25 protein-coding genes and 1 tRNA gene are annotated in these 26,323 nt (G+C 49.4%); 11 read left to right on the top strand and 15 right to left on the bottom strand.

The window, feature by feature from the left end; translation table 11 throughout:
- Nucleotides 1-252 precede the first annotated feature (252 nt).
- Nucleotides 253-1,395 carry a Fic family protein gene (locus KP22_RS09960; protein WP_039323967.1) on the top strand — a complete coding sequence of 381 codons (1,143 nt, stop codon included), beginning with the start codon at nt 253-255 and terminating at the stop codon, nt 1,393-1,395.
- Nucleotides 1,396-1,511: 116 nt separating this feature from the next.
- Here KP22_RS09960 and KP22_RS09955 read toward each other — a convergent pair whose 3' ends face one another.
- The 4 genes from KP22_RS09955 to KP22_RS09940 form a co-directional block, all read right to left on the bottom strand.
- Nucleotides 1,512-1,946, bottom strand: a complete 435-nt coding sequence (locus KP22_RS09955) for a hypothetical protein (protein ID WP_039323966.1) — start codon at nt 1,944-1,946, stop codon at nt 1,512-1,514.
- Complete coding sequence (locus KP22_RS09950; protein WP_039323964.1) at nt 1,940-3,811, bottom strand: DEAD/DEAH box helicase; 1,872 nt, start codon at nt 3,809-3,811, stop codon at nt 1,940-1,942. Before KP22_RS09950 ends, KP22_RS09955 begins: the two co-directional genes overlap by 7 nt.
- Nucleotides 3,812-4,134: 323 nt before the next feature.
- On the bottom strand, nt 4,135-4,401 hold the full coding sequence (locus tag KP22_RS09945; RefSeq protein WP_039323962.1) for a helix-turn-helix domain-containing protein: 267 nt from the start codon (nt 4,399-4,401) through the stop codon (nt 4,135-4,137).
- A 103-nt stretch (nt 4,402-4,504) separates the two neighbouring features.
- Complete coding sequence (locus KP22_RS09940) at nt 4,505-4,765, bottom strand: helix-turn-helix domain-containing protein (RefSeq protein ID WP_039323960.1); 261 nt, start codon at nt 4,763-4,765, stop codon at nt 4,505-4,507.
- Nucleotides 4,766-4,885: 120 nt separating this feature from the next.
- Here KP22_RS09940 and KP22_RS09935 point away from each other — a divergent pair, with 120 nt between their 5' ends.
- Nucleotides 4,886-5,107, top strand: coding sequence for a helix-turn-helix domain-containing protein (locus KP22_RS09935; protein ID WP_039323958.1), 222 nt, complete (start codon nt 4,886-4,888; stop codon nt 5,105-5,107).
- 904 nt (nt 5,108-6,011) lie between these two features.
- Here the strand turns inward: KP22_RS09935 and KP22_RS09930 are convergent.
- The 7 genes from KP22_RS09930 to aspA form a co-directional block, all read right to left on the bottom strand.
- Nucleotides 6,012-7,271, bottom strand: a complete 1,260-nt coding sequence (locus KP22_RS09930; RefSeq protein WP_039323956.1) for a tyrosine-type recombinase/integrase — start codon at nt 7,269-7,271, stop codon at nt 6,012-6,014.
- A gap of 163 nt (nt 7,272-7,434) precedes the next feature.
- Nucleotides 7,435-7,510 (bottom strand) — tRNA-Phe (locus KP22_RS09925).
- A gap of 126 nt (nt 7,511-7,636) precedes the next feature.
- On the bottom strand, nt 7,637-8,212 hold the full coding sequence (locus tag KP22_RS09920; protein ID WP_039302997.1) for a transcriptional regulator: 576 nt from the start codon (nt 8,210-8,212) through the stop codon (nt 7,637-7,639).
- A 42-nt stretch (nt 8,213-8,254) separates the two neighbouring features.
- Complete coding sequence (locus KP22_RS09915) at nt 8,255-10,006, bottom strand: protein-disulfide reductase DsbD (protein ID WP_039323955.1); 1,752 nt, start codon at nt 10,004-10,006, stop codon at nt 8,255-8,257.
- A complete protein-coding gene (gene cutA / locus KP22_RS09910; protein WP_039303002.1) occupies nt 9,982-10,314 on the bottom strand; it encodes a divalent cation tolerance protein CutA in 333 nt (110 codons plus the stop codon). Before cutA ends, KP22_RS09915 begins: the two co-directional genes overlap by 25 nt.
- Before the next feature lie 151 nt (nt 10,315-10,465).
- Nucleotides 10,466-11,767, bottom strand: coding sequence for an anaerobic C4-dicarboxylate transporter (locus KP22_RS09905; protein WP_039303005.1), 1,302 nt, complete (start codon nt 11,765-11,767; stop codon nt 10,466-10,468).
- A gap of 131 nt (nt 11,768-11,898) precedes the next feature.
- Nucleotides 11,899-13,338, bottom strand: a complete 1,440-nt coding sequence (aspA, locus tag KP22_RS09900; RefSeq protein WP_039323953.1) for an aspartate ammonia-lyase — start codon at nt 13,336-13,338, stop codon at nt 11,899-11,901.
- A 477-nt stretch (nt 13,339-13,815) separates the two neighbouring features.
- On the opposite strand from aspA, the gene KP22_RS09895 reads away from it, so the two are divergent.
- The 5 genes from KP22_RS09895 (at nt 13,816) to ubiA (ending at nt 18,195) form a co-directional block, all read left to right on the top strand.
- Entirely contained in the window at nt 13,816-14,286 is a 471-nt protein-coding gene (locus KP22_RS09895; RefSeq protein WP_039303011.1) for an FxsA family protein, read from the top strand.
- Between the two features lie 238 nt (nt 14,287-14,524).
- Nucleotides 14,525-14,818 carry a co-chaperone GroES gene (locus tag KP22_RS09890; RefSeq protein ID WP_005971295.1) on the top strand — a complete coding sequence of 98 codons (294 nt, stop codon included), beginning with the start codon at nt 14,525-14,527 and terminating at the stop codon, nt 14,816-14,818.
- Between the two features lie 45 nt (nt 14,819-14,863).
- On the top strand, nt 14,864-16,510 hold the full coding sequence (gene groL, locus KP22_RS09885; protein WP_039303015.1) for a chaperonin GroEL: 1,647 nt from the start codon (nt 14,864-14,866) through the stop codon (nt 16,508-16,510).
- 275 nt (nt 16,511-16,785) lie between these two features.
- Nucleotides 16,786-17,319, top strand: coding sequence for a chorismate lyase (ubiC, locus tag KP22_RS09880; protein ID WP_039323951.1), 534 nt, complete (start codon nt 16,786-16,788; stop codon nt 17,317-17,319).
- 12 nt (nt 17,320-17,331) lie between these two features.
- Nucleotides 17,332-18,195: a 4-hydroxybenzoate octaprenyltransferase gene (gene ubiA, locus KP22_RS09875; RefSeq protein WP_039323950.1), complete on the top strand. Its 864-nt coding sequence runs from the start codon at nt 17,332-17,334 to the stop codon at nt 18,193-18,195.
- Nucleotides 18,196-18,334: 139 nt separating this feature from the next.
- Here ubiA and plsB read toward each other — a convergent pair whose 3' ends face one another.
- Nucleotides 18,335-20,806 carry a glycerol-3-phosphate 1-O-acyltransferase PlsB gene (gene plsB, locus KP22_RS09870; RefSeq protein WP_039303025.1) on the bottom strand — a complete coding sequence of 824 codons (2,472 nt, stop codon included), beginning with the start codon at nt 20,804-20,806 and terminating at the stop codon, nt 18,335-18,337.
- A 325-nt stretch (nt 20,807-21,131) separates the two neighbouring features.
- Here plsB and KP22_RS09860 point away from each other — a divergent pair, with 325 nt between their 5' ends.
- The 3 genes from KP22_RS09860 to KP22_RS09850 all read left to right on the top strand — a co-directional run bounded on the left by KP22_RS09860 (nt 21,132) and on the right by KP22_RS09850 (nt 22,873).
- Nucleotides 21,132-21,497: a diacylglycerol kinase gene (locus KP22_RS09860; RefSeq protein ID WP_010282908.1), complete on the top strand. Its 366-nt coding sequence runs from the start codon at nt 21,132-21,134 to the stop codon at nt 21,495-21,497.
- A 110-nt stretch (nt 21,498-21,607) separates the two neighbouring features.
- Nucleotides 21,608-22,216: a transcriptional repressor LexA gene (gene lexA, locus KP22_RS09855; protein ID WP_005971310.1), complete on the top strand. Its 609-nt coding sequence runs from the start codon at nt 21,608-21,610 to the stop codon at nt 22,214-22,216.
- Nucleotides 22,217-22,663: 447 nt separating this feature from the next.
- Entirely contained in the window at nt 22,664-22,873 is a 210-nt protein-coding gene (locus KP22_RS09850) for a CsbD family protein (protein WP_039289892.1), read from the top strand.
- A gap of 43 nt (nt 22,874-22,916) precedes the next feature.
- Here the strand turns inward: KP22_RS09850 and zur are convergent, their stop codons facing one another.
- The gene (gene zur / locus KP22_RS09845) at nt 22,917-23,426 is read right to left on the bottom strand and encodes a zinc uptake transcriptional repressor Zur (protein ID WP_039303032.1); all 510 of its coding nucleotides are present in this window, start codon (nt 23,424-23,426) and stop codon (nt 22,917-22,919) included.
- A 106-nt stretch (nt 23,427-23,532) separates the two neighbouring features.
- A complete protein-coding gene (locus tag KP22_RS09840; protein ID WP_039323948.1) occupies nt 23,533-24,231 on the bottom strand; it encodes a pirin family protein in 699 nt (232 codons plus the stop codon).
- A gap of 112 nt (nt 24,232-24,343) precedes the next feature.
- Between KP22_RS09840 and KP22_RS09835 the strand changes: the two genes are divergently transcribed.
- On the top strand, nt 24,344-25,240 hold the full coding sequence (locus tag KP22_RS09835; protein ID WP_039303041.1) for a LysR family transcriptional regulator: 897 nt from the start codon (nt 24,344-24,346) through the stop codon (nt 25,238-25,240).
- A gap of 86 nt (nt 25,241-25,326) precedes the next feature.
- On the opposite strand, the gene KP22_RS09830 is transcribed toward KP22_RS09835, so the two are convergent.
- The gene (locus KP22_RS09830) at nt 25,327-26,322 is read right to left on the bottom strand and encodes a glutathione S-transferase family protein (protein ID WP_039323947.1); all 996 of its coding nucleotides are present in this window, start codon (nt 26,320-26,322) and stop codon (nt 25,327-25,329) included.
- Nucleotide 26,323 lies beyond the last annotated feature (1 nt).

Below are 26,323 nucleotides of genomic sequence, written 5' to 3'. Positions count from 1 at the left end.
GTTTTTGTGATGGTTGTCACGATGAATCGGTGTTTTAGCGGTTAACGGCGCTAAAAACGTGGTTTCATCTCTCATGCTGGCAATGGCCTGTTCCTCTCTGCATTGAACATTTTTCAAACGTAGACTTGATATGTCGGATTCGTGATTTTTGAGATAATCATAAACAGTCTGATTTATAATTTATGGATTATATTAGTATTTTTGCTATTATTTTGAGATATCGTCATGCTCCATTTGAGATAACTACGTATCATGGCTCAATTTAATCACTTTGAACTCTCGCTCCTGAACCCCAGTTTTGACTCCCCTTTGGTCGATGCGCTGACGGAACTGGAGATCCTTCGGCATCTGCGTCTGGAAACTGACGTTCATCCCATCCTTTTCGCGCAGTTGAAGGCCGTATTCCATATGCTGGAGAGTCTGGGCTCTGCGAGGATTGAAGGAAACCACACGACGCTTGCCGACTATGTTGAAAGTAAAGTTGAAGGAACACAGAGTTCAACGGATCAGCTCAAAGAAATCAACAATATTGAAGCTGCGATGGAATTCATCGACGAGCATCTAAATAATGGTGATGAGATAACGGAGTATTTTATCCGCGAGCTACATAGCTTGGCGGTTGTCGGATTGCAACAGGAAGGTGACAGAACACCCGGTGCCTATCGGCAGCATAACGTCAGCATCGCTCAGTCTGACCATTTGCCGCCGGACCACATCCGCGTTGCTGATTATATGGCGGAACTGACGGCCTTCATTAACCGTGCCGATAAGCCAAAATACGATCTGATGAAGATTGCACTGGTGCACCACCGCTTCGGTTGGATACACCCCTTTGGCAACGGTAATGGCAGAACGGTCAGATTGCTGACCTATGCGTTGCTTATCAAGTATGGTTTTAATGTTCAGGTTGGTGGGCGGGTTCTCAATCCGACAGCGGTATTTTGTAACGATCGCGAGCGTTATTACGCCATGCTGTCGTTAGCGGATAAAGGAACTGAGCAGGGCTTAGAAGAATGGTGTTTATATGTACTTTCGGGAATTTCATCTGAGTTGAAGAAAGTCGATCAACTGACAAACCATGCTTTTTTGAGTACGACAATACTGTATCCGGCGATCGACTTTTCATCTGAAAGAGGGCTAATAAACCCGTTGGAATCTAAAGTTCTGAAACGCGCTGTCGAGCTCGGGACGATAAAAGCGGGTGATCTCCGTACCGCTTTACCTGAGCTGAAACCGGCTCAAGTGACTTATCAACTTGGTAAGTTGATCGACCGAGGACTGCTCCAGCCAGTAGAAGAGGGTGCTCGTTCCTATACGGCGAAGTTTTCTAACTCGTATCTGATTCGTGGGGTGATTAAGGCCCTGCGGGAGGAAGGGTTTATTCCTGATTTGTGAGGCCAGCAGATCGTTGGCTGACAGTTCTGTGTAGGTGCTGACTGATATATTGGTTAGCTACTTAAAAAAGGAATTTGGAAGGTATAAAACCGGCTTGTTAGCCGGTTTTATAAAATTTATCTTGCGGAACTAACTGATTTGTCAAGGCATTTTTTTCTGAGTTCAACCGGAAGGGTAGACATCAGTGCATTAATAAAATCAAGCGTGTAATCACGAGATAATTTAAATGAAAGCTCATTAATAAGGTGAGATAAATTTTCAGTTCTATCCCATTGAATTTTGAAATTACCGTTATTAACTTTTTGTTCTACGCGCTGCAATATTTTTTTTGAATTATAAGTATACAACATCGTATGGTTAGTTCTTCGTCCATCTTCATCCTCGAAGAAGGAGACAGAGACCTTTAGACCACTTCGAGTTTTCTTAATGACAATTTCGTCGTAGTTTGGGCTAAATGCAGCTTCTGCAAGTTCATGAGGCTGCACACCTTTTGAAAGGTGTACAGAAACTATTTTGTCTATGAGCTGGTTCACACTTTTGGTGCTTAGCATGACAACATGCTCCTTAACTCTTTGAATATAGTAGGGAGATAATTAACAGACATCGTTAAAGCATCATTATCCCTTTCATTTACAGGGCCAAATCGGTTATGCAATTTGGCATTTATATAGATTACAAGTGTACCATCGTTGGTTGTATCTGTCCTTAAGGTTCTTATGTGCCTTGACAGAATTTTTGTCAACTCGGTTCCCTTTGGATCTAATTTTAAGTCACTTAAAATATTTGTAGCTTCATCACGAGAGCGCTTTGTTAATGTTTCACGCATTCTTTTACGATATAGCTCTGGTCTCTTAGATATGAGATTAGGATCAATATCGTCATTTGAAACTTTGCGAGTTTCTTTTGCGATCATTTGCGCCTTAATTAATGCAAGGTCGTCTTCATCGAGTTCGCCATCAGTAACATTATCTCTTAACTTATCAATTTTTTGGTTTGCTCGGGCTTCAATTTCGGCCCTTTTTTGTTCAAAAAGTTCATTAAAGTCAATATCTTTTAGATAAGAATCTTGATCACTTATAAAGCTGTTATCAATGAATACGCCTGCTAAAGATCTGTCTTTTCCTTCATACTCGTAATCGGAAAAATTATAGTCTTTAATTCGTTGCTGAGTTCCCCGATCAACTTCTTTTTGGAAAGATGACCACATAGCATCAAGGCCAATATCTTGATGATAAATAATGAGAGCGTTATTATCTACTTCAAAGGCTTCTATTTCCTCTTCGGGAATAGCACGCAAAACACGTCCAACTATTTGTGCGAAAGCATTTATACTTCTGTATGGTCTAAACAAGGCTAGAATTGTTAGGTATCTATGATCGTAGCCTTCCATAAGCATATTCACAGAGATTACAACTTGGCATAAATGATTATCAATATCCTTAAATGCTCTTTCAACTTCTTTATACTCCATATTGCTATGAACAATTATGCACTTAAGCCCTTTTTCTTCATACCATTTTTTTATATCTTCAGCATGAGATATGCTGCAACCAACAGCCAAAATCTTATGAGGTATTTTTTTTGAAGCATCATTTAACTCTGCTAATTTACTAATACTGTGATTTATCACTTCAATTGAACAGTCTTTTGATAATGCCACACTTTTCTCTATCCACTCTTTATCTTTTAGAGCTAGGATCTGTTCGCGTGTAAATTTTTCACCGGGAGCATGTGGCATTGTAAAATATAACTGACTGGCATTTACAGTTTCTTTTCTGAGCCATTTTACATATCTATCACGCATAACTTCAGATAGTGGCGTTTCGTGAATTAGCTCTCCGGGTAATTTTTGGTTATCACCACGGAATGGAGTTCCGGTAACGTGTAATTTTTTTGCCTTTGAGAAATATGCTAACAACTCTTTCCAGCTTTGTGCTGGTGCATGGTGAGCTTCATCTATAATCACCATATCGAAGAAGTCTGGAGGAACACTGTTTATTAAACTATTTTTTCTTGATGAGGTTAGTTTGTGGATATTAGATATAACAATATTGCTGCTATATAAATTCTCAACTGTTATATCACTTTCATATTCGCAAAGGGATGGAAGATCGCTGGGATTAAATATCACATCAAAATTAACCCAAAAATTATCACTTAACATTTCTTGGGTTTTTACAATACTTTGCTTAGTAACTAAACCCGGAGTGACTATTAAAACACGGCCCTTACAAATACCAAATGGAGCTATCGATACCAGTCCGCTTTTACCTGTTCCTGTTGGTAGTACAACTAAAGCTTCGCCATTATCATTCGAAGAAAAATAATCTACAATTTTAATATATGCCTCAATTTGAGGAGAGCGAAGTTTATTATTACCTACAATATTAACTGGGGTGTTTAAAAAATAATCCATGTTTTCACCTCTCCGCATTTACTCTGTTTTTATTCATAAATTTCAAGTGGTAATAGGTTCAGTCGTACTGCATATTGTGACTATCTAAAAATAACTCAGTTATCGCAAAACCTCTAAAATCATCTAGTTAAAGCACCAAATTTACTTTACAGAACATCCTTATAAAAATATATACATTCATTGTGTTTATGGCGAACTGGGCGGGGAGTCGCAAAACATATCTGTGTCCAGTAAGGCCAATTCTATCCGGTTTCACCACCGCAAGGTTGCTATTTTCAGCGATAGTTCAAATGATAATTTCAAAAGTTATTATATGGATTGATTTATTTTACCCATTGAACCATTTCACCATCATGTAATTTTAAAATTATTTCCGCAAAATCATCATCAACCGTATAAAAATAACACTCTGGCACATTAAGCACTTTAGCAAACGCGCACATCATCTCAAATGTTGGGCGGTGTATACCGCTTTCATATTGGGATATGCGTGATCGTGCAGTGGCTTCTTCAATGCCAGCCAGTACGCCTAGCTTTTCTTGAGTGAGATTGGCTTGTAAACGAGCCGTTTTAAGGCGAATGGGCAACATGATGGCACCATCAATAAGGATATTGATAGCATGTTTAGCACTACTTTACATGTAGGTTGCTTAGACTTCCTGAACAATAGAGGCGGGGATTTATTTGCATTCGTTAAGAATGACTCTGATGTTTAAGGTAAAGCTCCAGAACCATCTGAGCAAAATCATCGTTAACGGTGTAAAAATAGCATTCCGGCACATTAAGTACCTTTGCAAATGCGCACATCATTTCAAATGTTGGACGATGTATCCCACCTTCATACTGAGACACGCGGGAACGAGCGGTTTCTTCTTCAATGCCAGCAAGAACTCCCAATTTTTCCTGAGTTAGATTAGCCCGTAGTCGGGCGGCTTTGAGACGAGTAGGCAGCATCCATTACACCATCAATGATCATACATTGACTTAGTGTTTAGCATTACTTAACATCGTAGTTGTTTAGACTATCTGAACAAATGATGTTTAATGTGAGGCCACAAAATAAGGATCATGGAGATGATTGATAAGGATTGGCACCCGGCAGATATCATCGCCGGGTTAAGAAAGAAGGGAACAACATTGGCGGTCGTTTCCCGAGAAGCGGGGTTAGCGTCTTCCACGCTGGCAAACGCGTTAACAAAACACTGGCCGAAAGGGGAAAAGCTGATTGCGGAAGCGCTGGGGGTTTCACCTGCGGAAATCTGGCCTTCCCGTTACCGCAAATCAGAAGATCGTTAAAGTAAAACAGGATCTCCCGAACCGTTATCGAACTAGATCGGTAACGGTTCGGGAGAAGGCAAGCGAAGCGCGACAGTTTACTTTTGTTGTTCGCCCCATGCTCTCACCCCGTGACTTCGCCCCATGGTATGGGGCAAGTATATGTGGCGAGCGCATGAGGCGAATGCGCTGGCAGCAATGCATCCCTGTGCCGGAAAATACATTTCCCGGCACAAAACGGCGTGCGCCAGTTCATGCGGGCTGGACGCCCTTATTGTCTGTCGCATGGGGGTAATGTCGCGGCTGGACGCCACGCCAAAACCCCCAAGGTCAACGGCGGCACACCGTCGCACGCTACGCGCGACCAACCCCTTTAAGACGCGCGTTTTAGCCTGTTATTTCTCTTTCTCGCAAGCTCGGTGCGAAATAACGGGAAACGCTGCTTTAAATGGGTTGGTCGCGCCTCGCTACCGGCTTTTGGCCGGAGACTTAGCTGCGACGGTGTGCGGGGCAAGCCCCCCAAATAAACCGACGCGTGGGCGCGTCTTTTTGCTCGCTGGGGCGGCAAAATTTATTCGGCTCCCCCGGCCTGCTCGGTTTCCCTTGGGGGAAACGCTCGCGGGTGGGTTCGGGCGACGCAAATTAGCCATTTCTACGAAATGGAATTTACTCGCCTCACGCCACTTTTTAATTTCTGCTGTTCGCATCCATTAAAAAGCCATACAAGGGCGGCCTGTCATATCGCTTGTCCCTGTAAACACGTGTAATTTTGATGATGACAGAATCCCGCTGTTGTATCAGGGATGTTCGGTGCTCGCTCTGCTGCGCTCCGCCTCAGCCCTGATACAACAGCGGCGTAGAGAAACAAGATAAGCCGCCTCTGTTCGATTAGAAGCGACTTATTCCATAGGTATATCAGTCTGGCTCAGGCAACCTTAATCGACTTCTCAAAGCGATAAGCCGGGATGAATTGATGCTGGCAGGCATCGAGATAATCTGACCACCATTGCATCATCTGAGTCCGTTCGTCGAGGTGTTCCGCTTTGTGAATATAGGCGGCACGAACGTGATTGCGCTCCTGATGGCTCATCTGCCGCTCCACAGCATCTTTTGACCAGCGACCTGATTCGATCAACGCACTACACGCTATCGTGCGAAAGCCATGTCCGCAGATATCCACCTGTGTGTCATAACCCATCGTGCGCAGCGCCTTGTTGATGGTGTTCTCACTCATTGGCTTACGGGCATCGTGATCGCCGGGAAAGAGTAATTCCCCGTTGCCGGACAACAGTTTTAGCTGCTTCAGTATCGTTACCGCCTGTTTTGACAGCGGTACCAGATGCGGCGTTTTCATTTTTGCGCCGCGCTCTGAGTGACGCACGCCAGCGATAGGCTCCCGCTGTGCGGGAAGTGTCCACATGGCGTTATCCAGATCGATCTCTACCCAACGGGCAAAACGCAATTCACTGGAGCGGATAAAGATCAGCAAATTAAGCTGTACCGCTAACCTTGTCAGCAGTCTGCCTGAATAGCCTTCTATTCTTTCTAGCAGTTCCGGCAACTTTTCCAGCGGTAGGGCAGGGTAATGGTTTTTCGGCGGCGGGGTGATAGCGCCGCAGAGGTCATTGGCCGGATTGCTGGCAATCAGTCCTTCCTGCACGGCGTAACGCATGATGACTGTCGTGCGTTGCTGTATCCGTGCAGCCGTTTCCAGACAACCCTTTTTCTCCGCTATCCGCAGCGGGATCAGCAGGTTGGCGGTTTTCAGGTCGGTGACAAGGACATTGCCGATGAGCGGAAAAACGTGCAGTTCCAGTGAACGCAGGACTTTGGCGGCGTGTGCCTCACTCCAGCGAATGTTCGCGGCCACCCACTGACGAGCGATGGCTTCAAAGGTATTGCCGTTTTTCTTTGCCTGTTTGTCGTGCTGTTTTTTTACGCCGGGATCGTCCCCTGCGCTGAGAATAGTTCGGGCTTCTTCACGCAGTTTACGGGCACTGGCAAGCGAGACAGTCGGGTAAGCGCCAAACGCCAGCTTCTTCTCCTTGCCGCCGAAGCGGTACTTAAGATGCCAGAGCTTGGAACCGTTAGGTTTAATCAGCAGGTACAGACCCTGCGCGTCGCTGAGTTTGTAAGGTTTATCGAGCGGCTTGGCGTGGCGGATGGCGGTATCAGTCAGAGGCATGGTGGGGGCTCCGTAGTTTATCGAACCGACAGGCCCCCAATTAAGCCCCCAAAAACTACGGATGTCAAAAAATCTGGAAGTACCTTGAGGTACTCCAGATTTTCATCAACTTACTGATTTTGCTATGTTCCCGGACGTATAGGAACGTCCCAAAACAAAAATATGGTGCCCGGACTCGGAATCGAACCAAGGACACGAGGATTTTCAATCCTCTGCTCTACCGACTGAGCTATCCGGGCAACGGGGCGCATTAAACCGTATTGGCCGCGTGGCGTCAACGGGTTTATCAACGAAAGCGCGGAAAACCCTACTGACTGCCGACTTTTCAGTCAATGCGTAGGGTTTCTCGCGTTTGATACCTGAAATCAGGTGAGTGCGCCGTTTTTGCGGCACAGCGCGAAGCGTAATACATCTTCTGCTAACCGTTGTGCGGTGGCGATGCTGGCGGCATGATGTTTCACCAGCAGGTTGCTCAGGCAGCCTTCCAGAATCAATTCCATCTGCTGTGCGACCATCTCGGGATCGTCGGTTTCCAGTTCTTCCAGCAAATCGCGAGTGTAGCTGTAGGAAGCCAGCTTCTGCTGTTCCGCAATTTGGTGGATAGGGTGATTGATATCAGGGAAGAAGCTGCACGCTGCGATAAACAAGCAACCTGGATAACGCTGTTTGTTCACCGACTCATGCAGCACCTGATAGCGTGCCAGCAGCTTTTGTTCGATACTTTTCTCGTCGTCCAGTAGCAACTGACGCCGCCAGGTATCGACCTGTTGGCTATGGTGGCGCAGGCAGTCGTACAGCAGTGCCTCTCGATCCGGCCAGAATGGCGTCAGTTCCTCGACAGGAACCCCCTGTTTCTCCGCCAGCATATCCAGCGTCGTCATGGCAAATCCGTGCTGCTCCAGTAGAGTAAGCGCATGTTCAAGAACCTCTTCCCGTTGCATTAGGTCTCCTCCAGAAGCACAAAATCGAATAGAAAGTGTCGTTTATGGGCTGAACTTCTGCAAATGTGCCTGAAATTGTTCAGCGTTCATAAAACCGGTGACGCGCGAGCCGGGGATCTCTTTCCCCTGTACGTCAAAAAACACGATGGTCGGCAACCCTAAAACCTGTAGCTTTTTCAGCAGCGCGTTCTGTTCTTCACGGTTAGCGGTAACATCTGCCTGTAGCAGCGTGATGCGCGACAGATGGTTCTGCACTGCTGGGTCGCTGAATGTGTATTTCTCAAACTCTTTGCAGGCCACGCACCAGTCAGCGTAAAGGTCGAGCATAACAGGCTGAGGGCTCTTTGCCAGCGCGCTGTTGAGATCGGCAATATTCGCGACAGGGGCGAAGTTCAGTGCCGAGGAGTGGGTTTGCACCACGCCAGTTGGGGGGAATACCCAGTCTTGCAGCGGTTTGGCGCTGATCACCACGCCTGCCAGTAGCAGCAATTGTACGCCACGCATCCAGCCTTTTTTGCTGCTTAGCGTCAGCATGAGCGCCCAGCCGAAGAAGGCGATGCCCAGCGCGCCCGACAGGCGCACTCCCCAAGTCTCACCGAGAATGCGTTCAAGCAGGAAGACAGGCAGCGCCAGAATGATGAAGCCAAAGGCTTCTTTAACGTACTGCATCCACGGGCCGCTGCGCGGCAGCAGTTTATTGCCAAACAGCGTAACCAGAATGAGCGGTAAGCCCATACCCAGTGCGTAGAGATAAAGCGTACCACCACCTGCCAGCATGTTGCCGCTCTGGGCGATGTAAAGCAGGATGGCACTGAGCGGGGCAGTGGTGCAGGGAGAACAAATCAGACCTGCCAGCGCACCCATGCAGAATACGCCGGTGACGGAGCCGCCCTGCTGGCGGTTGCTCCACTCTGTCAGTCGAGTTTGTATCGACGACGGGAGCTGGAGCGTATAAAGGCCAAACATCGATAGCGCCAGTGCGATAAACATCACCGACAGGCCGATCAGAATATACGGATGCTGGAGCGCCGCTTGAAAGCGTAATCCGGCAGCGGCGACAACCAGACCGAGCAGCGTGTAGGTCAGCGCCATACCCTGAACATAGGTCATCGACAGCAGGAGCGTGCGGCGCGGCGTCAGCTGTTCTTTTCTGCCCAGCACCAGACTGGCAATCAGCGGGTACATTGGCAGGACGCAAGGGGTAAAGGCGACGCCGATGCCAATCAACAGCGCCCACCACGGTGAGAACGGCATGGGTGTGCTCTGTGACAATGCGGCTTGGTCTGATGGTCTTACCTTGTCTGATAGAGTATTGAGCGGCGTATCACTGCTTGTGGTAGCAAGCACCTGACTGAGGGGAATGGTTCGCGTTTCTGGCGGATAACAGAAACCTGCATCGGCGCAGCCTTGATAGGTAACTTTGACGGCCGCACCGCTTTCGGCTTGTTCAATCGGAACCGCTAGCGCCAACCGATCCCGCAGAATAAAGACCTGACCAAAAAACTCGTCGTTATGGCTTTCGCCCTGTGGCAACTCCACTTTACCAAGCGTAGCGCTGTTCCCTTCGATCTTGATTTGTGCGCGGTACAGGTAGTAATCGGGATGGATGTCCCAGTGCAGATTGAGCTGGTTTCCCTGCTGCTGAAACTCAAAGGAGAAAGCCCCATCGACGGGTAGAAACCGTGATGTCGTGCTGTTGCCAAACAGTTTTTGACCAAAAGAAGAGGCGGCCACATGGGGTGTGCCGACAGCTGTCCATAACAGGAAAATCAGCGTAAAGATGCGTTGAGCCATGTCAGATAATCGCTATCGCCCCCAGATACAGGCAGGACGAGTAGCTCCGGCGTATCATAAGGGTGTTGTTGTTTCAGATGAGTCAGCAGCGCTTGCTGATGTGAGGTATCGCTTTTTATCAGCATTTGTACTTCTGATTGCTGTTCGAGCTTGCCTTCCCAGTAATAGAGCGAACGGGCACCGGGCAGCAGGGTGACACAGGCGGCAAGCCGCGTTTCCAACAGCGAATTGGCAAGCTGTTGCGCACAGGCATCGTCAGGTGCGGTACATAATATGACGACAGCATCGCAAAGCGGGCGGTCAGACATCATATCCTCCGTGTCAGATGAACAAAATCCCAGCTAACCAGAGTCACACTATACCTTGCTTTATTGTTTGAAGGGAATGAACTGCTCTAAGGGAAATGATGCGGATCGACCTGTCAGGCCGATCCGCGAGGTACTGCTCGAAGGGCAATCTTTAGATCAGGATGCTGCCGAGGATAAAGCCAAATATCACCGACAGCGTAATGGCGATCACGCCGGGAATCAGGAAGGAGTGGTTAAACACAAACTTGCCGATGCGCGTTGAGCCGGTGTCGTCCATCTCCACCGCCGCCAGCAAGGTTGGGTAGGTCGGCAGAACGAACAGGGCAGAAACGGCCGCAAAAGAAGCCACCGCCGTGACCGGAGATACGCCCAGCAGCAGCGCGGCAGGCATCAGCGCTTTCGCCGTTGCCGCCTGAGAGTAAAGCAGCGTGGCAGCGAAGAACAATACGACGGCCAGCATCCACGGGTAGCTTTGCAGCAGTGCGCCTGCGGTGTTCTGAATATCAGAAATATGTGCTTTAACAAAGGTATCGCCCAGCCAGGCAACGCCCATCACGCAGATACAGGCGCTCATACCGGACTTAAATGTGCTGGCAGAGAGGATGCGTGAGGTATCGATCTTGCAGGTGATACAAATCAGCGTGGCGATGGTCAGCATGAAGACCACAATTGCTTCGTTACGTGGCAGAACCGGATTCTGAATCAGCCCAACGGTGCCGCTGATCGCCGTCGCATACAGAACGACTGCGACGATACCGATCAGGAACAGGGTTACGGACAGCTTGGCACCCGGTTTGATCTCATGCTGGCTATTACCGCGCAGCGTGGTTTCCCCTTTTTTCAGGCGTTCCTGATAAATCGGATCGTCTTTCAGCTCTTTGCCCAGGAAGTTAGTCACAATCGCCGTCAACATGATCGCTGCCAACGTGGTAGGAATACAGATCCCTAACAGCAAGAGGTAGCTGACGCCATGTGGTTCAAGAATACCGGCGACAAACACCACCGCCGCAGAGATTGGCGAAGCGGTAATGGCGATTTGCGAGGCGACAACGGCAATCGAAAGCGGGCGAGAAGGCCGAATGCCTTGCTCTTTGGCGACTTCAGCGATAACGGGCAGAGTGGAAAACGCGGTGTGCCCGGTTCCTGCCAGAATCGTCATGAAGTAGGTGACCAGCGGCGCGAGGAAGGTGACGTATTTCGGGTGTTTGCGCAGCAGTTTTTCCGCCAGACTGACCAGATAATCCATTCCGCCCGCGACCTGCATAGCAGCGATGGCGGCGATAACGGCCATGATAATTTCAATGACATCAAAAGGGATGACGCCGGGCTTTATCTGAAACCCTAGCGTAAGTACAAGCACACCTAGGCCACCGGCGAAACCAATGCCGATGCCTCCTAGTCGTGCCCCCAAATAGATGGCGAGCAGAACAATGAGTAACTCAAGACCAAGCATGACTATGCTCCTTAATTAATAAAAAATTTTAATAAAAAGTACATAACTTATTCTTATGGCTGTATGCAGCAAAAAATAAAGGCACGCTGTTCCTCATGAACGGACGTGCCTGAAAAAATTAAATGTCGGTGTTAAGGAAGCTCGTTTTCATCAGTGTAGCGTTTGGCTTTGTACGCTGGATGCATCAGGTTCTGGATGGAGAAAATGTCATCCAGCTCAGCTTCTGTCAGCAGGCCGCGCTCCAGTACGACTTCACGCACGCTCTTTCCTGTTTCCGCACAGATTCTGCCGACGATATCGCCGTTGTGGTGGCCGATGAACGGGTTCAGGTACGTCACAATTCCGATGGAGTTGAAAACATAGGCTTCGCAGACGCTCTTATTAGCGGTGATGCCGTTGACGCATTTCTCTAGCAGGTTGTAGCAGGCGTTGGTCAGAATGTGGGTTGATTCAAACATCGCCTGACCGATAACCGGCTCCATCACGTTTAGCTGTAACTGCCCGGCTTCCGATGCCATGGTGACGCAGGTGTCGTTACCGATGACCTTGAAGCACACCTGATTGACGACTTCCGGCACCACGGGATTAACCTTGGCAGGCATGATTGACGAACCGGCTTGTAATTCCGGCAGGTTGATTTCATTCAGGCCAGCGCGAGGGCCTGAAGAGAGCAGACGCAGATCATTGCAAATCTTCGACAGCTTCACGGCCAGACGCTTCAGCGAACTGTGCACCATGACATAGGCACCACAGTCTGACGTGGCTTCGATTAAGTCTTCTGCTGGTACGCACGGCAGGCCGCTGACTTCCGCGAGACGCTGCACCGCCAGTTGCTGGTAGCCGTCCGGTGTGTTCAGGCGCGTACCGATTGCAGTGGCCCCCAGATTGACTTCAAGCAGCAGTTCCGCTGTACGCAGCAGGTTTTTGATTTCTTCCTGCAACAGTACATTAAACGCATGAAATTCCTGACCGAGCGTCATCGGCACCGCGTCTTGTAGCTGAGTCCGACCCATCTTCAGAACGTCTTCAAATTCTTTGGCTTTGTGCTCGAAGCCATCGCTCAATTTCGCTATCGCATCCGTCAATTTCAGTATGGCTGCGTAGACCGCGATACGAAATCCGGTCGGGTAGGCGTCATTGGTGGACTGACATTTATTCAGGTGATCGTTGGGGTTCAGATACTGATATTCGCCTTTCTGGTGGCCCATCAGCTCCAGACCAATATTGGCTAATACTTCGTTGGTATTCATGTTGACCGATGTGCCTGCGCCCCCCTGATACACATCTACCGGGAATTGATCCATGCATTTGCCGTTATTCAGCACTTCATCACAGGCGCGGATGATGACGTCGGCGATTTTTTTCGGGATGGTTTGTAGCTCTTTGTTCGCGAGTGCGGCGGCTTTCTTCACCATGACCATACCGCGTACGAACTCGGGGATGTCACTGATTTTATTGTTACTGATATAGAAGTTTTCGATGGCGCGCAGCGTATGAACGCCATAATACGCGTCTGCGGGAACTTCTCGGGTGCCTAACAGGTCTTCTTCAATACGGATGTTTTCTGACATGAAAATTCCTATCCTGTTGTACGACTAGCGATGTAACTAGACGTTGTGGGCTGGTTTTCGGATGGCCTTACTTCGGAAAAAAGCGCGATTACGGATAAACCGTCTTCTCTCGGCAATAGTATTGGGATGTTTGACCAACCATATATCCATTGCCGTGAGGATATGTCGTTACGACAGTGAAAAACAGGTGTTTAGATCACTATACTGGCGTTCTCTACCGTTATGGTAAATGAACTGTGATTGTAGTCACGAGCCATTATTTTAGAACAATAATCATGGGTTGGCGGCTTGAAAACGAGCAAAGGCGCACCCATTTAACTAAATCATGATGTGCCGGATCGCAGAGCAGGACGCGTACTTTGCCTAATCGATAGGGAGTATGGCGTGTCTGGATTTTCAATCGCGATGGCTTAACACGTTTTCATTAACACACGTTCTTATTAACGACAGTACGCGTAAAAAATACAGGAGAACCGGGTGCGCTGGTTACCGTTATTACTTATTTTTCTTTTAGTTTACATCGAGATATCGCTGTTTATTCAAGTGGCTGAAGTGCTGGGCGTTGCCATGACCTTGCTGCTGGTGGTCTTCACATCCTGCGTGGGTGTTTCGCTGGTGCGCAATCAGGGAATGAAAACGCTGGTACAAATGCAGCAGAAAATGGCGGCAGGTGAAAGCCCTGCGGCCGAAATGGTAAAAAGCGTTTCGCTGGTGCTGGCTGGCTTCCTGCTCCTGATTCCGGGCTTCCTGACTGATTTTCTGGGGCTGTTGCTGTTACTGCCGCCTGTGCAGAAAAGCCTGACGTTAAAGCTGATGCCTCACTTGCACATCTGGCGTTCCGGTTCGAGTGCATCGCCTTCCGATGGGAACACCTTTGAAGGTGAATACCAACGTAAGGACGGCGGGCGCGGAAATATTGAACACCGAGACGATCGTGACGACCGTTAACATCGCGACAGTCTGAAAAGCAGTTAAGGATTATCATATTGATAATCCTTATTTTTTATCTGCGGTTACTAACGCGTAGCCGCCTAGCGCAAAAAAAAATGAATTTTTTCCCTTGAAGGGCAGCGAAATGCCCCCACTTAGAACACCACAAGGTCGATTATGAAAAGCATAATCGTTATGAAAACATAGTCGGCGTTTATCCTAAACCGATATGGACTTTCTCAAAGGAGAGCTATCAATGAATATTCGTCCATTGCATGACCGCGTGATCGTCAAGCGCAAAGAAGTCGAGTCAAAATCTGCTGGCGGTATCGTACTGACTGGTTCCGCTGCTGGTAAATCTACCCGTGGTGAAGTTCTGGCCGTAGGTCACGGACGTATCCTGGAAAATGGCGAAGTGAAGCCGCTGGATGTGAAAGTCGGCGACATCGTTATTTTTAATGATGGCTATGGCGTGAAGGCAGAGAAGATCGATAACGAAGAAGTGTTGATCATGTCTGAAAGCGACATTCTGGCAATTGTTGAAGCGTAATTGCGCGTAATCATCTGAACTGAACGAATTTAAGGGAAATATACCATGGCAGCTAAAGACGTAAAATTCGGTAATGACGCTCGCGTAAAAATGCTGCGCGGCGTGAATGTACTGGCTGATGCAGTGAAGGTTACCCTGGGCCCGAAAGGCCGTAATGTAGTTTTGGATAAATCCTTCGGTGCACCGACCATTACTAAAGACGGCGTATCTGTTGCGCGTGAAATCGAACTGGAAGATAAGTTTGAGAACATGGGCGCACAGATGGTGAAAGAAGTTGCCTCTAAAGCGAATGATGCAGCAGGCGACGGCACCACGACCGCAACCGTATTGGCGCAGGCAATCATTACTGAAGGCCTGAAAGCTGTTGCAGCGGGCATGAACCCGATGGATCTGAAGCGCGGTATCGATAAAGCTGTTATCGCTGCTGTTGAAGAACTGAAAGCACTGTCTGTACCGTGCTCTGACTCTAAAGCTATCGCTCAGGTTGGTACCATCTCTGCTAACTCCGACGAGACCGTAGGCAAAATGATTGCCGAAGCCATGGACAAAGTCGGTAAAGAAGGTGTTATCACCGTTGAAGAAGGTACGGGTCTGCAAGACGAGCTGGACGTGGTTGAAGGTATGCAGTTCGACCGTGGCTACCTGTCTCCGTACTTCATCAACAAGCCGGAAACCGGTGCGGTAGAACTGGAAAGCCCGTTCATCCTGTTGGCTGACAAAAAGATCTCCAACATTCGTGAAATGCTGCCAGTACTGGAAGCAGTAGCAAAAGCGGGTAAACCGCTGGTTATCGTTGCTGAAGACGTTGAAGGCGAAGCGCTGGCAACGCTGGTGGTTAACACCATGCGTGGCATCGTGAAAGTTGCTGCGGTTAAAGCACCTGGCTTCGGCGATCGTCGTAAAGCCATGCTGCAAGACATCGCTACGCTGACTGGCGGTACCGTTATCTCTGAAGAGATCGGTCTGGAGCTGGAAAAAGCGACGCTGGAAGATCTTGGTCAGGCAAAACGTGTTGTTATCAACAAAGACACCACCACCATCATCGATGGTACGGGTGAAGAAGCTGCGATCCAGGGCCGTGTTGCTCAGATCCGTCAGCAGGTTGAAGAAGCAACCTCAGATTACGATAAAGAAAAACTGCAAGAGCGTGTGGCTAAACTGGCTGGCGGCGTAGCCGTTATCAAAGTTGGCGCAGCAACTGAAGTTGAAATGAAAGAGAAGAAAGCACGTGTTGAAGATGCCCTGGCTGCGACTCGCGCTGCGGTAGAAGAAGGCGTGGTTGCTGGTGGTGGCGTGGCGCTGGTTCGTGTTGCGGCCAAACTGGCTTCTCTGACTGCTCAGAACGAAGATCAGAACGTGGGTATCAAAGTTGCGCTGCGCGCGATGGAAGCTCCACTGCGTCAGATCGTTTCCAACGCTGGTGAAGAGCCATCTGTGGTTGCGAATACCGTTAAAGGTGGCGAAGGTAACTACGGTTACAACGCTGCAACTGAAGAATACGGTAACATGATCGACTTCGGTATCCTGGATCCGACCAAAGTTACCCGTTCTGCGCTGCAATTCGCTGCTTCCGTTGCGGGTCTGATGATTACCACCGAATGTATGGTAACTGACCTGCCGAAAGGTGATGCACCTGACTTAGGTGCTGCTGGTGGCATGGGCGGTATGGGTGGTATGGGCGGCATGATGTAATGTGATACCCTTGTCGCCGGAAGCCGTTTTCCGGTGGCAGGAAGTCAGGTTACAGAAGCGCGTCTTTCTGTCCTCAAGAGCACTATCCGGTTGTGTACCGGGTAGTGCTTTTTTTATGTGTCGCATTGCTGAAATGTTGCCACATCGGGGATGAATCGGTTTATAGCGTGTTATCAGCGGAGCATTCTGCGCTACAATAGAGACGCTTACTTTATTTACGAATGCTTTATTGACGAATACTTTTATTTGCAAAGTATCCTGTCCGGAGTAGGGAAATGTCTGACGATGCGTCAACGCTTCTGCGCACCATATCCTGGTTTACTGAACCCCCTTCGGTATTGCCTGAGCACATTGGTGACTGGCTGATGGAAACCAGTTCCATGACGCAGCGGCTTGAAAAATACTGTGCCCAACTGAGGGTCACGCTTTGTCGTGAGGGTTTCATTACGCCACAGATGTTGGACGAAGAACGCGACCAACTACCGCCCGACGAACGTTACTGGCTGCGTGAAGTAGTACTGTATGGTGACGATCGTCCCTGGCTTTTCGGTCGAACGGTTGTCCCGCAACAGACGCTAGATGGTTCCGGTGCGGCGTTAACGGAAATAGGCAATCAGCCGTTAGGTCGTTATCTGTTTGAGCAAAAATCGCTGACGCGTGATTATATTCATACCGGATGCTGCGAAGGCTTATGGGCGCGGCGTTCCCGCCTGTGCCTTTCGGGTTATCCGTTACTGTTGACTGAGCTTTTCTTACCGGAATCACCGGTTTATTACACACCTGGTGATGAAGGTTGGCAGGTAATTTGAGGAGATAAATCCTTGGAAAGAAGTGTTACAGCAGGGAAATGGCTGGCTTATTGTCGCTTGATGCGGATTGATAAACCGATAGGTTCTCTGTTACTGCTGTGGCCAACGCTATGGGCGCTGTGGCTGGCGGGAGGAGGGGCACCTGCACCGTGGACGCTGTTTGTTTTTGTCGCTGGCGTTTTCTTAATGCGTGCCGCGGGTTGCGTCATCAATGACTATGCCGATCGACATTTTGACGGCCATGTAAAACGCACGGCTTCTCGCCCACTGCCCAGCGGTGAAGTGAGTGAGCAATCAGCCAAAGTTCTGTTTGTTGTGCTGGTCTTGTTGGCGTTTGGTCTGGTGCTGACGCTGAATAAAATGACGATCTTGTTGTCTGTCGCTGGGCTGGCTTTGGCATGGGTCTACCCGTTTATGAAACGCGTCAGCCATCTGCCTCAGTTTGTGCTGGGTGCGGCATTCGGCTGGTCGATCCCTATGGCCTATGCTGCGGTGAGCGAAAGCTTGCCTGCAACCTGCTGGATGATGTTTCTGGCGTATATTTGCTGGACGGTGGCTTACGATACGCAATATGCGATGGTCGATCGTGATGACGATCTAAAGATCGGCGTGAAGTCTACGGCTATCCTATTTGGCCGCTTTGACAATATCATCATCGGGTTATTGCAGTTCAGTATGCTGGCGTTGCTGTTGGCTTTGGGAAGCATCTCCGGGCTGGGAATGCCCTATACTATTTCGCTTCTGGTGGCTGCTGGGATGTTTATCTATCAGCAAATACTGACGGCGGGGCGCGAACGTGAGGCCTGTTTCAAGGCATTCCATAATAATAAGTACGTCGGTATGGCGATATTTATTGGCGTTCTGTTTGGCCTGTAAGACGGATCGTCAGAGACAAAAAAGCAGCGATTTATCGCTGCTTTTTTTATGAGAGAATGTTCTGTGTGCTTGCTATACCAGAGATATCCACGGTTTGATGACGGTGTTTCTCCGCCATCTTCCCGTTACTTGCGCTTGGCTATTCCTGCGTTGTCTCTTCCACCGTTTGACTACTACTTGCTTCCATCTCAGTAGATGAGCTGGCGCTTTCGATCGTCAAGCGAACTTCTGGAGTGATCAGATCGCCGAGGATATTGTAGATTGCCACGATATCGCCTTGCGCCACTTCCGCACTATCGGTGATATATCCTTCTGTGCGTAAGGTTGCGACCAGCGTTGAGAACACCGCTTTATCAAAGAATTCCGGCGCATTGATGCCGTGCAGGACGGACAGGCGCTGTGCCATGTTTCGGCTTTCTTTCTCCAGCGTTCCACGGTTAATTTCTGGATTTGCGCATAACAGAGACAGTGTAATCGCATAACGTTGCAGTGTTTCACGCACGCCTGCTGACAGCAGTTGTAGTGTACGAATACGTTGCGGGTTGATGGCTAATTGACCGTCACGGCTGCACAGCAGCTCTTGTCGAATCAGTTCATTAGCCAACGTCTCCAGCACGTCCGGCAACTGCTCTTTGGAATAGTGCAGGAAAAGCTCGGCTTGCAGCAGCGGATAGATCAGCGTGATTTGTCGCACAACTTCGGCAAGTGTAATCCGACGATGGTGAATGACGATGCTGGCAATCAGCGACGGCAAGACCAACAGATGCTGGATATTATTGCGGTAATACGTCATCAAAACAGCCTGCTCACGCGGCAGAATGATGATGTCGCCAATACTGTCCTTCTCCACTTCGAACTTGTTCATGCCTAGCGCGTGTTCCAACAGTTCATCCGCTGTCTTCTTCGGCGCTGTAATATCTTTGTGGTAAGGAACCTGACGCAGCAGTTGCAGGTAGCAATCCAGCTGTTCGTGCATTTGCTCACGTGTGAGTGAACGCTGGCGCGAGGCTAACAGGGCAGTGGAGCACAGATTCATGGCGTTTGCTGCCGCAGAATTATTGATGCGCACCATGATATCCATAGAGATATCCTGCACCGTCGGCGTTAGCCAGCTTGGACGCTGCGCCTCGATAGGGTCAATCGCATCACGCCATTGCGGTACATGTTGGTTCAGATAGGTTGTTAGCGGAAGTGGTTCGCCGAAGTTCACGTAACCCTGGCCCAGATTACGCAGCTTACGCAAACCGCGCACCATCTGCATGAAGCCTTCTTTTTCCTTCACCGCGCCACGCAACTCTTTCGCATAGGTGCCGACCTCCATCACATGCTCGTAACCGACATAAATCGGCACCAGCGTGATAGGGCGTGTGCCGCCTCTGAGCATGGCCTGAATGGTCATGGCAAGCGTACCGGTTTTGGGATCCAGAAGACGCCCCGTGCGTGAACGCCCGCCTTCCATGAAGTATTCAACCGAATAACCACGGGCAAACAGCTCGCCTAGATATTCACGGAAAATCGTGGAATAGAGCTTATTGCCTTTGAAGGTTCGACGAATAAAGAACGCACCCAGACGGCGGAAGATCGGTCCCGCTGGCCAGAAATTAAGATTGATACCTGCGGCGATATGCGGCGGTACTAAGCCTTGGTGGTACAGGACATAGGAGAGCAGCAGATAATCCATATGGCTACGGTGGCAGGGCACATAGACAATGCCGTGACCATCCTGCGCCAACTGCCGAACGCGTTCGGCATTATGGACATTAATCCCCTGATAAAGGCGGTTCCACGTCCAGCTCAATACGCGATCTGACAGACGCACGGCCTCATAGGAGAAGTCGGCAGCGATTTCTTCCATGAGCGCAATGGCATTTTGCTGCGCTTTCTCATGAGAAATCTTCTTACTGCGTGCCTCGTCGTCTACGGCTTTCTTGATCGCTTTGGAATCCAGCAGCTTGTTAAACAGCTCCTGACGTACTGGCAAACGTGGGCCAACTGCTGCCAAACGCTGGCGAGAGAAGTGCATACGCGCGACGCGTGCCAGTTTGTGGGCTATGGTTTTGTCAGTGCCATGTTCGGTCGCCATATAGCGCAGCGACACGGGGCTGGAGAAGCGGACAAAGCTGTCGCGGCCTAACCACAGGACGGCGAAGAATTTTTCAATACCGTTGAGCAATCGCAGGTGTGGCATGGCCTGAGAGTGACCTTCCCGACCTGGAGAGCGCCCAAACATCACGGAAACCGGCACCATCTGCACATCTAAATCTGGATTGGCGCGATGCAGATCCAGATAGTCATGGAACAGCTTGACGGATTTCTGCTTGGGAACGTAATAACGGAAGACGCGCGGCCCGTCATTAATAAAGACGTGGCTAGGGAGTTCAACGCCATTGAATTCGAACGGTTGTGAGGGATCGGGTAAGCCCAATGCCAGACATTTCGCACGTAGCGTCAAGAGATCCGCCTGAGAGTTATAAGGCAGAACATAGAGTATAGGACGTGAGGGGTCTAACCCCAACTCGACCACGGGATCTGCGGGAATAACTTTGCTTTTTACCAGCAGTTTCAGCGGGAGATTCAATAAGTTATAGTAGATTTTACGCCAACCTGACATAACAACGTGGAGCCTCTTGTTAGCAATTCGCCGCAAGGATACCAGAAACTGCGCCGGAGATCTGTGGTGATGAGACAACGTAAGCGCGTTAAAATGCGAACTATTTTGCATATACTCGTCATACTTCAAGTTGCATGTGCGTTGGCTGCGTTTAAATACTCGGCCCGTTGTGGGCCTCGCCCTGAAGGGCCGCTGCAAGCAGCGTTCAAATCTGCTCTCGGCAGATTTGTCACCCGAATCACTTACTTGAGTAAGCTCATCGGGACCCCCTCTCTTGCCGCCTGCCTGAAACTCGAATTATTTAGAGTAAAAAAACGGAGGATAAATGAATAAAGCAACGGGGATGACCCGGATTATTAAGGCGACCGGTTATTCCTTTAAGGGGCTGAAGCAGGCGTGGCAGCATGAGGCGGCATTTCGTCAGGAAACGATACTGACCATTGTCGGTGTCATTATCGCGTGTTTACTGCCGGTTACGCTGGTCGAGAAGCTCCTGCTGATTGGTTCTGTGGTACTGATTATGCTGTTTGAGCTGGCCAATAGCGCCATTGAAGCCGTGGTCGATCGCATTGGTCTCGAGCACCACGAATTATCCGGTCGGGCGAAAGATATTGGCTCGGCTGCTGTTTTTGTTGCCATCTTGTTAGCCGCTGTCGTGTGGGGCAGCATCCTCTGGCAGCATTTTGCCTGACGGTACGCATAAATGAGTAAAAGTCAGAGGCTTTGCCTATATCCCGATTCCCAATTGTGCCTTACCTGTATATACTCACAGCAAGACTGTATAAACAACCAGGGGGCGGGATGAAAGTATTAACAGCAAGGCAGCAGCAGGTTTATGACCTGATCCGCGATCATATTGCGCAAACCGGAATGCCGCCAACGCGCGCGGAAATCGCTCAACAACTGGGGTTTCGCTCTCCTAATGCGGCTGAAGAACATCTGAAAGCGCTGGCGCGTAAAGGTGTGATTGAAATTGTATCGGGCGCTTCTCGCGGTATTCGTCTGCTAATGGAAGAAGAAACGGGTATTCCTCTGGTTGGGCGCGTGGCCGCAGGTGAACCGCTACTGGCACAGGAACATATTGAGTGTCGCTATCAGGTTGACCCCGCAATGTTCAAACCCAGCGCTGATTTCTTGCTCCGTGTCAGCGGCATGTCTATGAAAAATATCGGTATTATGGATGGCGATTTACTAGCCGTGCATAAAACAGAAGATGTGCGTAACGGGCAGATTGTTGTCGCGCGTATTGACGATGAAGTGACGGTGAAGCGCTTGAAAAAGCAGGGTAATACGGTGCACCTCCTCGCTGAAAATGAAGAATTTGCCCCGATTGTTGTCGACCTGCGTCAGCAAAGTTTTTCGATAGAAGGCTTAGCGGTTGGCGTGATTCGCAACAGCGACTGGAGCTAACCATTCGCAGAGATGCACTGCTCGTTCGTCTAGGTCAGTGCATCATGTTCTGTGTGTTAATCTGCTAACCATATATATTTAGTTACATTTCGCGCACGTTTCTACGATTCCTATTATCCTTCTGTTTTTTCACTGCTTTTTGCGGTTATTTTCCCTTTCTTAACGTTAACTCCAGTCACAGATTCTTGATTTTCAATGTTAAGTGAAATATTTGACTATAATTTTTATCGAGGTAAGCATTTTTATCTTGATTGTTCGTTTGCCGATTGATCATTAGCCATCACATTTAGATAGCCCGGTAATCAAGGGAGACAGTGGCGAAGAGCACCGTCATGGTTCACATAGTTATGATGCTGCTTACTGAATAAATCTATTTATCTGACACTGACGCATAAGCCGTTAGTCACGATTTTTTATGCGCAATTCACCTAAGGTACGGAGATTCTTATGAATAAAGACCAAGCCAGCGGTAACTGGAAACAGTTTAAAGGTAAAGCGAAAGAGCAATGGGGCAAATTAACGGATGACGATCTGACGGTCATCGAAGGTAAACGTGACCAACTGGTGGGTAGGATCCAGGAGCGTTACGGGTACGAAAAGGAAGCGGCAGAGAAAGAAGTGAAACACTGGGAAGATCACCACAAATATCACTGGTAGTAAATGTGGTGTCCCCTAAGAAAACGAACGATAGCCCTTAGGGCTATCGTTTTTTAATAGGAACGGTATGGTCGTGATCGCAATGATCCGGCTGCTTGCATGTCGCCACTTCCTGACAGCCGCCGCACAAGCCGTGTGCTTCCACCACGCTGTGACGCAGCGTAAATCCCGACTGTTGCGCCAGACTACGCAGCGTTTCTTCCACACCTTCGGTTTGACGTTCGGTGACTTGCCCACAGCGGTCGCAGATGAAAAGGGCGGACGTATGGCTGTGGTCTTCGATATGGTGACACAGCACGTAGCTGTTGTTTGATTCGACTCGATGAATGAAGCCTTGTTCCAGCAGAAAATCCAGCGCGCGATAGACTGTCGGCGGTTTCGCCTGAGGTTCGGAAACGCGCAGCAGATCCAGCAGGTCATAAGCGCTGATAGCACCAGACTGTTGTGCCATAAGGCGTAAAACCTCTAACCGCTGTGGAGTTAGACGCACAGCGCGCTGCTGACAAATCTGTTCAGCCTGGGCAAGAAGTTTGTCCTGTTTGGTTGAATCCATTGTCATATCACCCTGACGCATTGAGGAACAAGAGGGATATCTTACCACGACTGAGTAAAAACGCCGAGATAGTGGCGTTTTCCTGAGAAGACAATGGACGGAAGAGCTAGACGACCAGATCGATGAGTAGCGCCCGCAACGGTGATTCTGCCTGTAGCGTCAACGTCGTTTCCTCCTTGATAAAGGCTCCGTCACCACAGTGTAATGTTTCAGCGTGCTGGCTGCCTTTCACCGTCATTGAACCATGGATCAACTGGAGGTAAGCCTGATTTCCCTGTAGGGCGATCGTGCTTTGCTCATTGGGCTGGAGATCGACATGATGGATCCAGACCTGCTGGCGCAGTTGCAAACTATCCTGCTCGCCTTCCGGTGATGCAAGTAAAGTATGATTTGATGAATCCAGTCCCATACGCTGTAACGGGCTATTTTCTCGGGTCTGGCAAGCATTCAGCCATAATTGCAGGCGTGTCAGTGGTTTACTGGAATTGGTGTTATGTTCGCTGTAGCTGATGTTCGGTTGAGTGGCGAGCAACAGCACATCTCCCGCTTTAGCCTGAATGTGGTAGCCGTTGCTGTCGCGGTATTCCGCTTCGCCCTGAAGAATAATGTTCAGGATATCTACGCGTGGGTAGGTTCGAGGCTGGAATGAGGCTCCCGGTGCCAACACTTCCTGATTAAGCACGCGAAGAGAAGCGTAGCCCAGTAACTGTGGATCAAAATAGTGACCGAAAGAGAATGTATAGCGTGCCTGCAACCAGCCATAGTCGGCTTGGCCACATTGCTCCGCTGCTCTTCGTGTGATCATAATCTTTATCCCCCAGAGAATTATTTATTAAACTGATAGTAATTGTGTGGACGTTGGATTGTTAGCTAGTTAATCTGGTCGGTATATTCAAAATTCCTGAATGAGTACGAAGATGGCGAGAGAACGAGCATTGACGCTGGAAGCCTTGAGGGTGATGGATGCGATCGATCGTCGTGGTAGCTTTGCCGCTGCGGCAGATGAGTTGGGTAGGGTGCCTTCGGCACTGAGCTACACCATGCAGAAACTGGAAGAAGAGCTTGATGTCGTGTTGTTCGATCGTTCCGGACATCGTACTAAATTCACGAATGTCGGACGAATGCTGCTGGAACGTGGACGCATCCTGCTGGAAGCCGCAGATAAACTCACTACGGATGCAGAAGCGCTGGCACGCGGTTGGGAAACACACCTGACGATTGTGACAGAAGCCCTGATTCCGACTCAGCGGATTTTCCCATTAATCGATAAACTGGCGCTCAAGGCGAACACGCAGGTATCCATCCTGACGGAAGTGCTGGCGGGGGCGTGGGAGCGTCTTGAGCAAGGGCGCGCTGATATCGTGATTGCGCCGGACATGCATTTTCGGGCGTCTTCCGAAATGAATACGCGCAAACTGTACACGATGAATAACGTTTATGTTGCCAGCCCGGAACACCCCATTCACCAAGAGCCCGAACCGCTGTCGGATGCGACTCGTGTGAAATATCGTGGGATTGCCATGGCGGACACCGCGCGTGAGCGTCCGGTGCTAACAGTACAACTGTTGGATAAACAGCAGCGTCTGACGGTGAGTTCACTGGATGATAAACGGCGTGCGTTGCTGGCTGGATTAGGTGTCGCGACCATGCCTTATCCGATGGTGGCGCAAGATATTGCCGAAGGGCGCTTACTGGTGATTGGGCCAGAGCACCAGATGGAAAGTCAGATTATTATGGCGTGGCGGCGCGACAGCATGGGCGAGGCGAAATCCTGGTTCCTGCGTGAAATTCCCAAGCTACTGAACCAACCCTAAATCCCGCACTTTTTTGCGGCAAGGTGTGGAGTCACACCTTGCCCCTGCCTCAGCATTTCATGCTTTAAGCGTAAATCGAAAAAACCTTAGTATAAATCGACAAACGTCTTATCACGGTGGTGAGGTTGATTCAGATCTTGCTCTGGACCCAGCGAAATCACGCCGTGCGGATTAATCGTACCGTGGCTACGATAGTAGTGGTGACGAATATGCGCCATATCGACGGTATCGGCGATGCCGGGCATCTGATAAATATCACGCAGAAAACCGAACAGATTCGGATAATCGCTCAGACGATATTTATCGCACTTAAAATGCGTGTGATAGACCGGATCAAAACGGATCAATGTCGTCCACAGCCGCAGGTCGGCCTCGGTTAACTGTTCGCCAGTCAGGTAACGCTGCTTTGCCAGTATAGTTTCCAAATCGGATAACGCGGCGAAAACGGTGGTTGCAGATTCATCATAGGCTGACTGAGTCGTCGCAAAACCGGCTTTGTAAACACCGTTGTTGACCTTGTCGTAAATCCAGCTGTTCAATTCGTCAATCTGAGTACGTAGTGCTTCAGGGTAGTAATCTCCCGCTATTGCACCTACGCCATCAAACGCGCTGTTCAGCATGCGGATGATATCGGCGGATTCGTTACTGACAATAGTGTGTTGCTCGGTGTCCCACAGGACGGGTACGGTTACCCGACCGCTATAGTCTGATTTGGCGTGCAGATAGAGTTGATAGAGGAATTCATGCTGATAGAGTGAATCACCCGTTGCGGCCTCAAAATCGGTACCGAACGTCCAGCCGTGATCGAGCATGAGTGGGTGAACCACCGAAACGGCGATGTGATCCTCTAACCCTTTCAACTGCCGCATTAACAGCGTGCGATGTGCCCACGGGCAGGCGAGAGAAACATAGAGATGATAACGGCCAGACTGAGCGGGAAAGCCGCCTTTGCCGGTGAGGCCAGGGGCTCCATCGGGTGTTACCCAGTTGCGAAATACCGATTCTGAACGCTTAAAGTGACCGCCGGTAGATTTGGTTTCATACCAGGTATCGTGCCATACGCCGTCAACCAGTTGTCCCATA

It is taken from the genome of Pectobacterium betavasculorum (assembly GCF_000749845.1).
Taxonomy (GTDB): domain Bacteria; phylum Pseudomonadota; class Gammaproteobacteria; order Enterobacterales; family Enterobacteriaceae; genus Pectobacterium; species Pectobacterium betavasculorum.
Note: the sequence above shows the minus strand (reverse complement) of the source record. Positions and strands in the feature narration are given on the sequence as shown.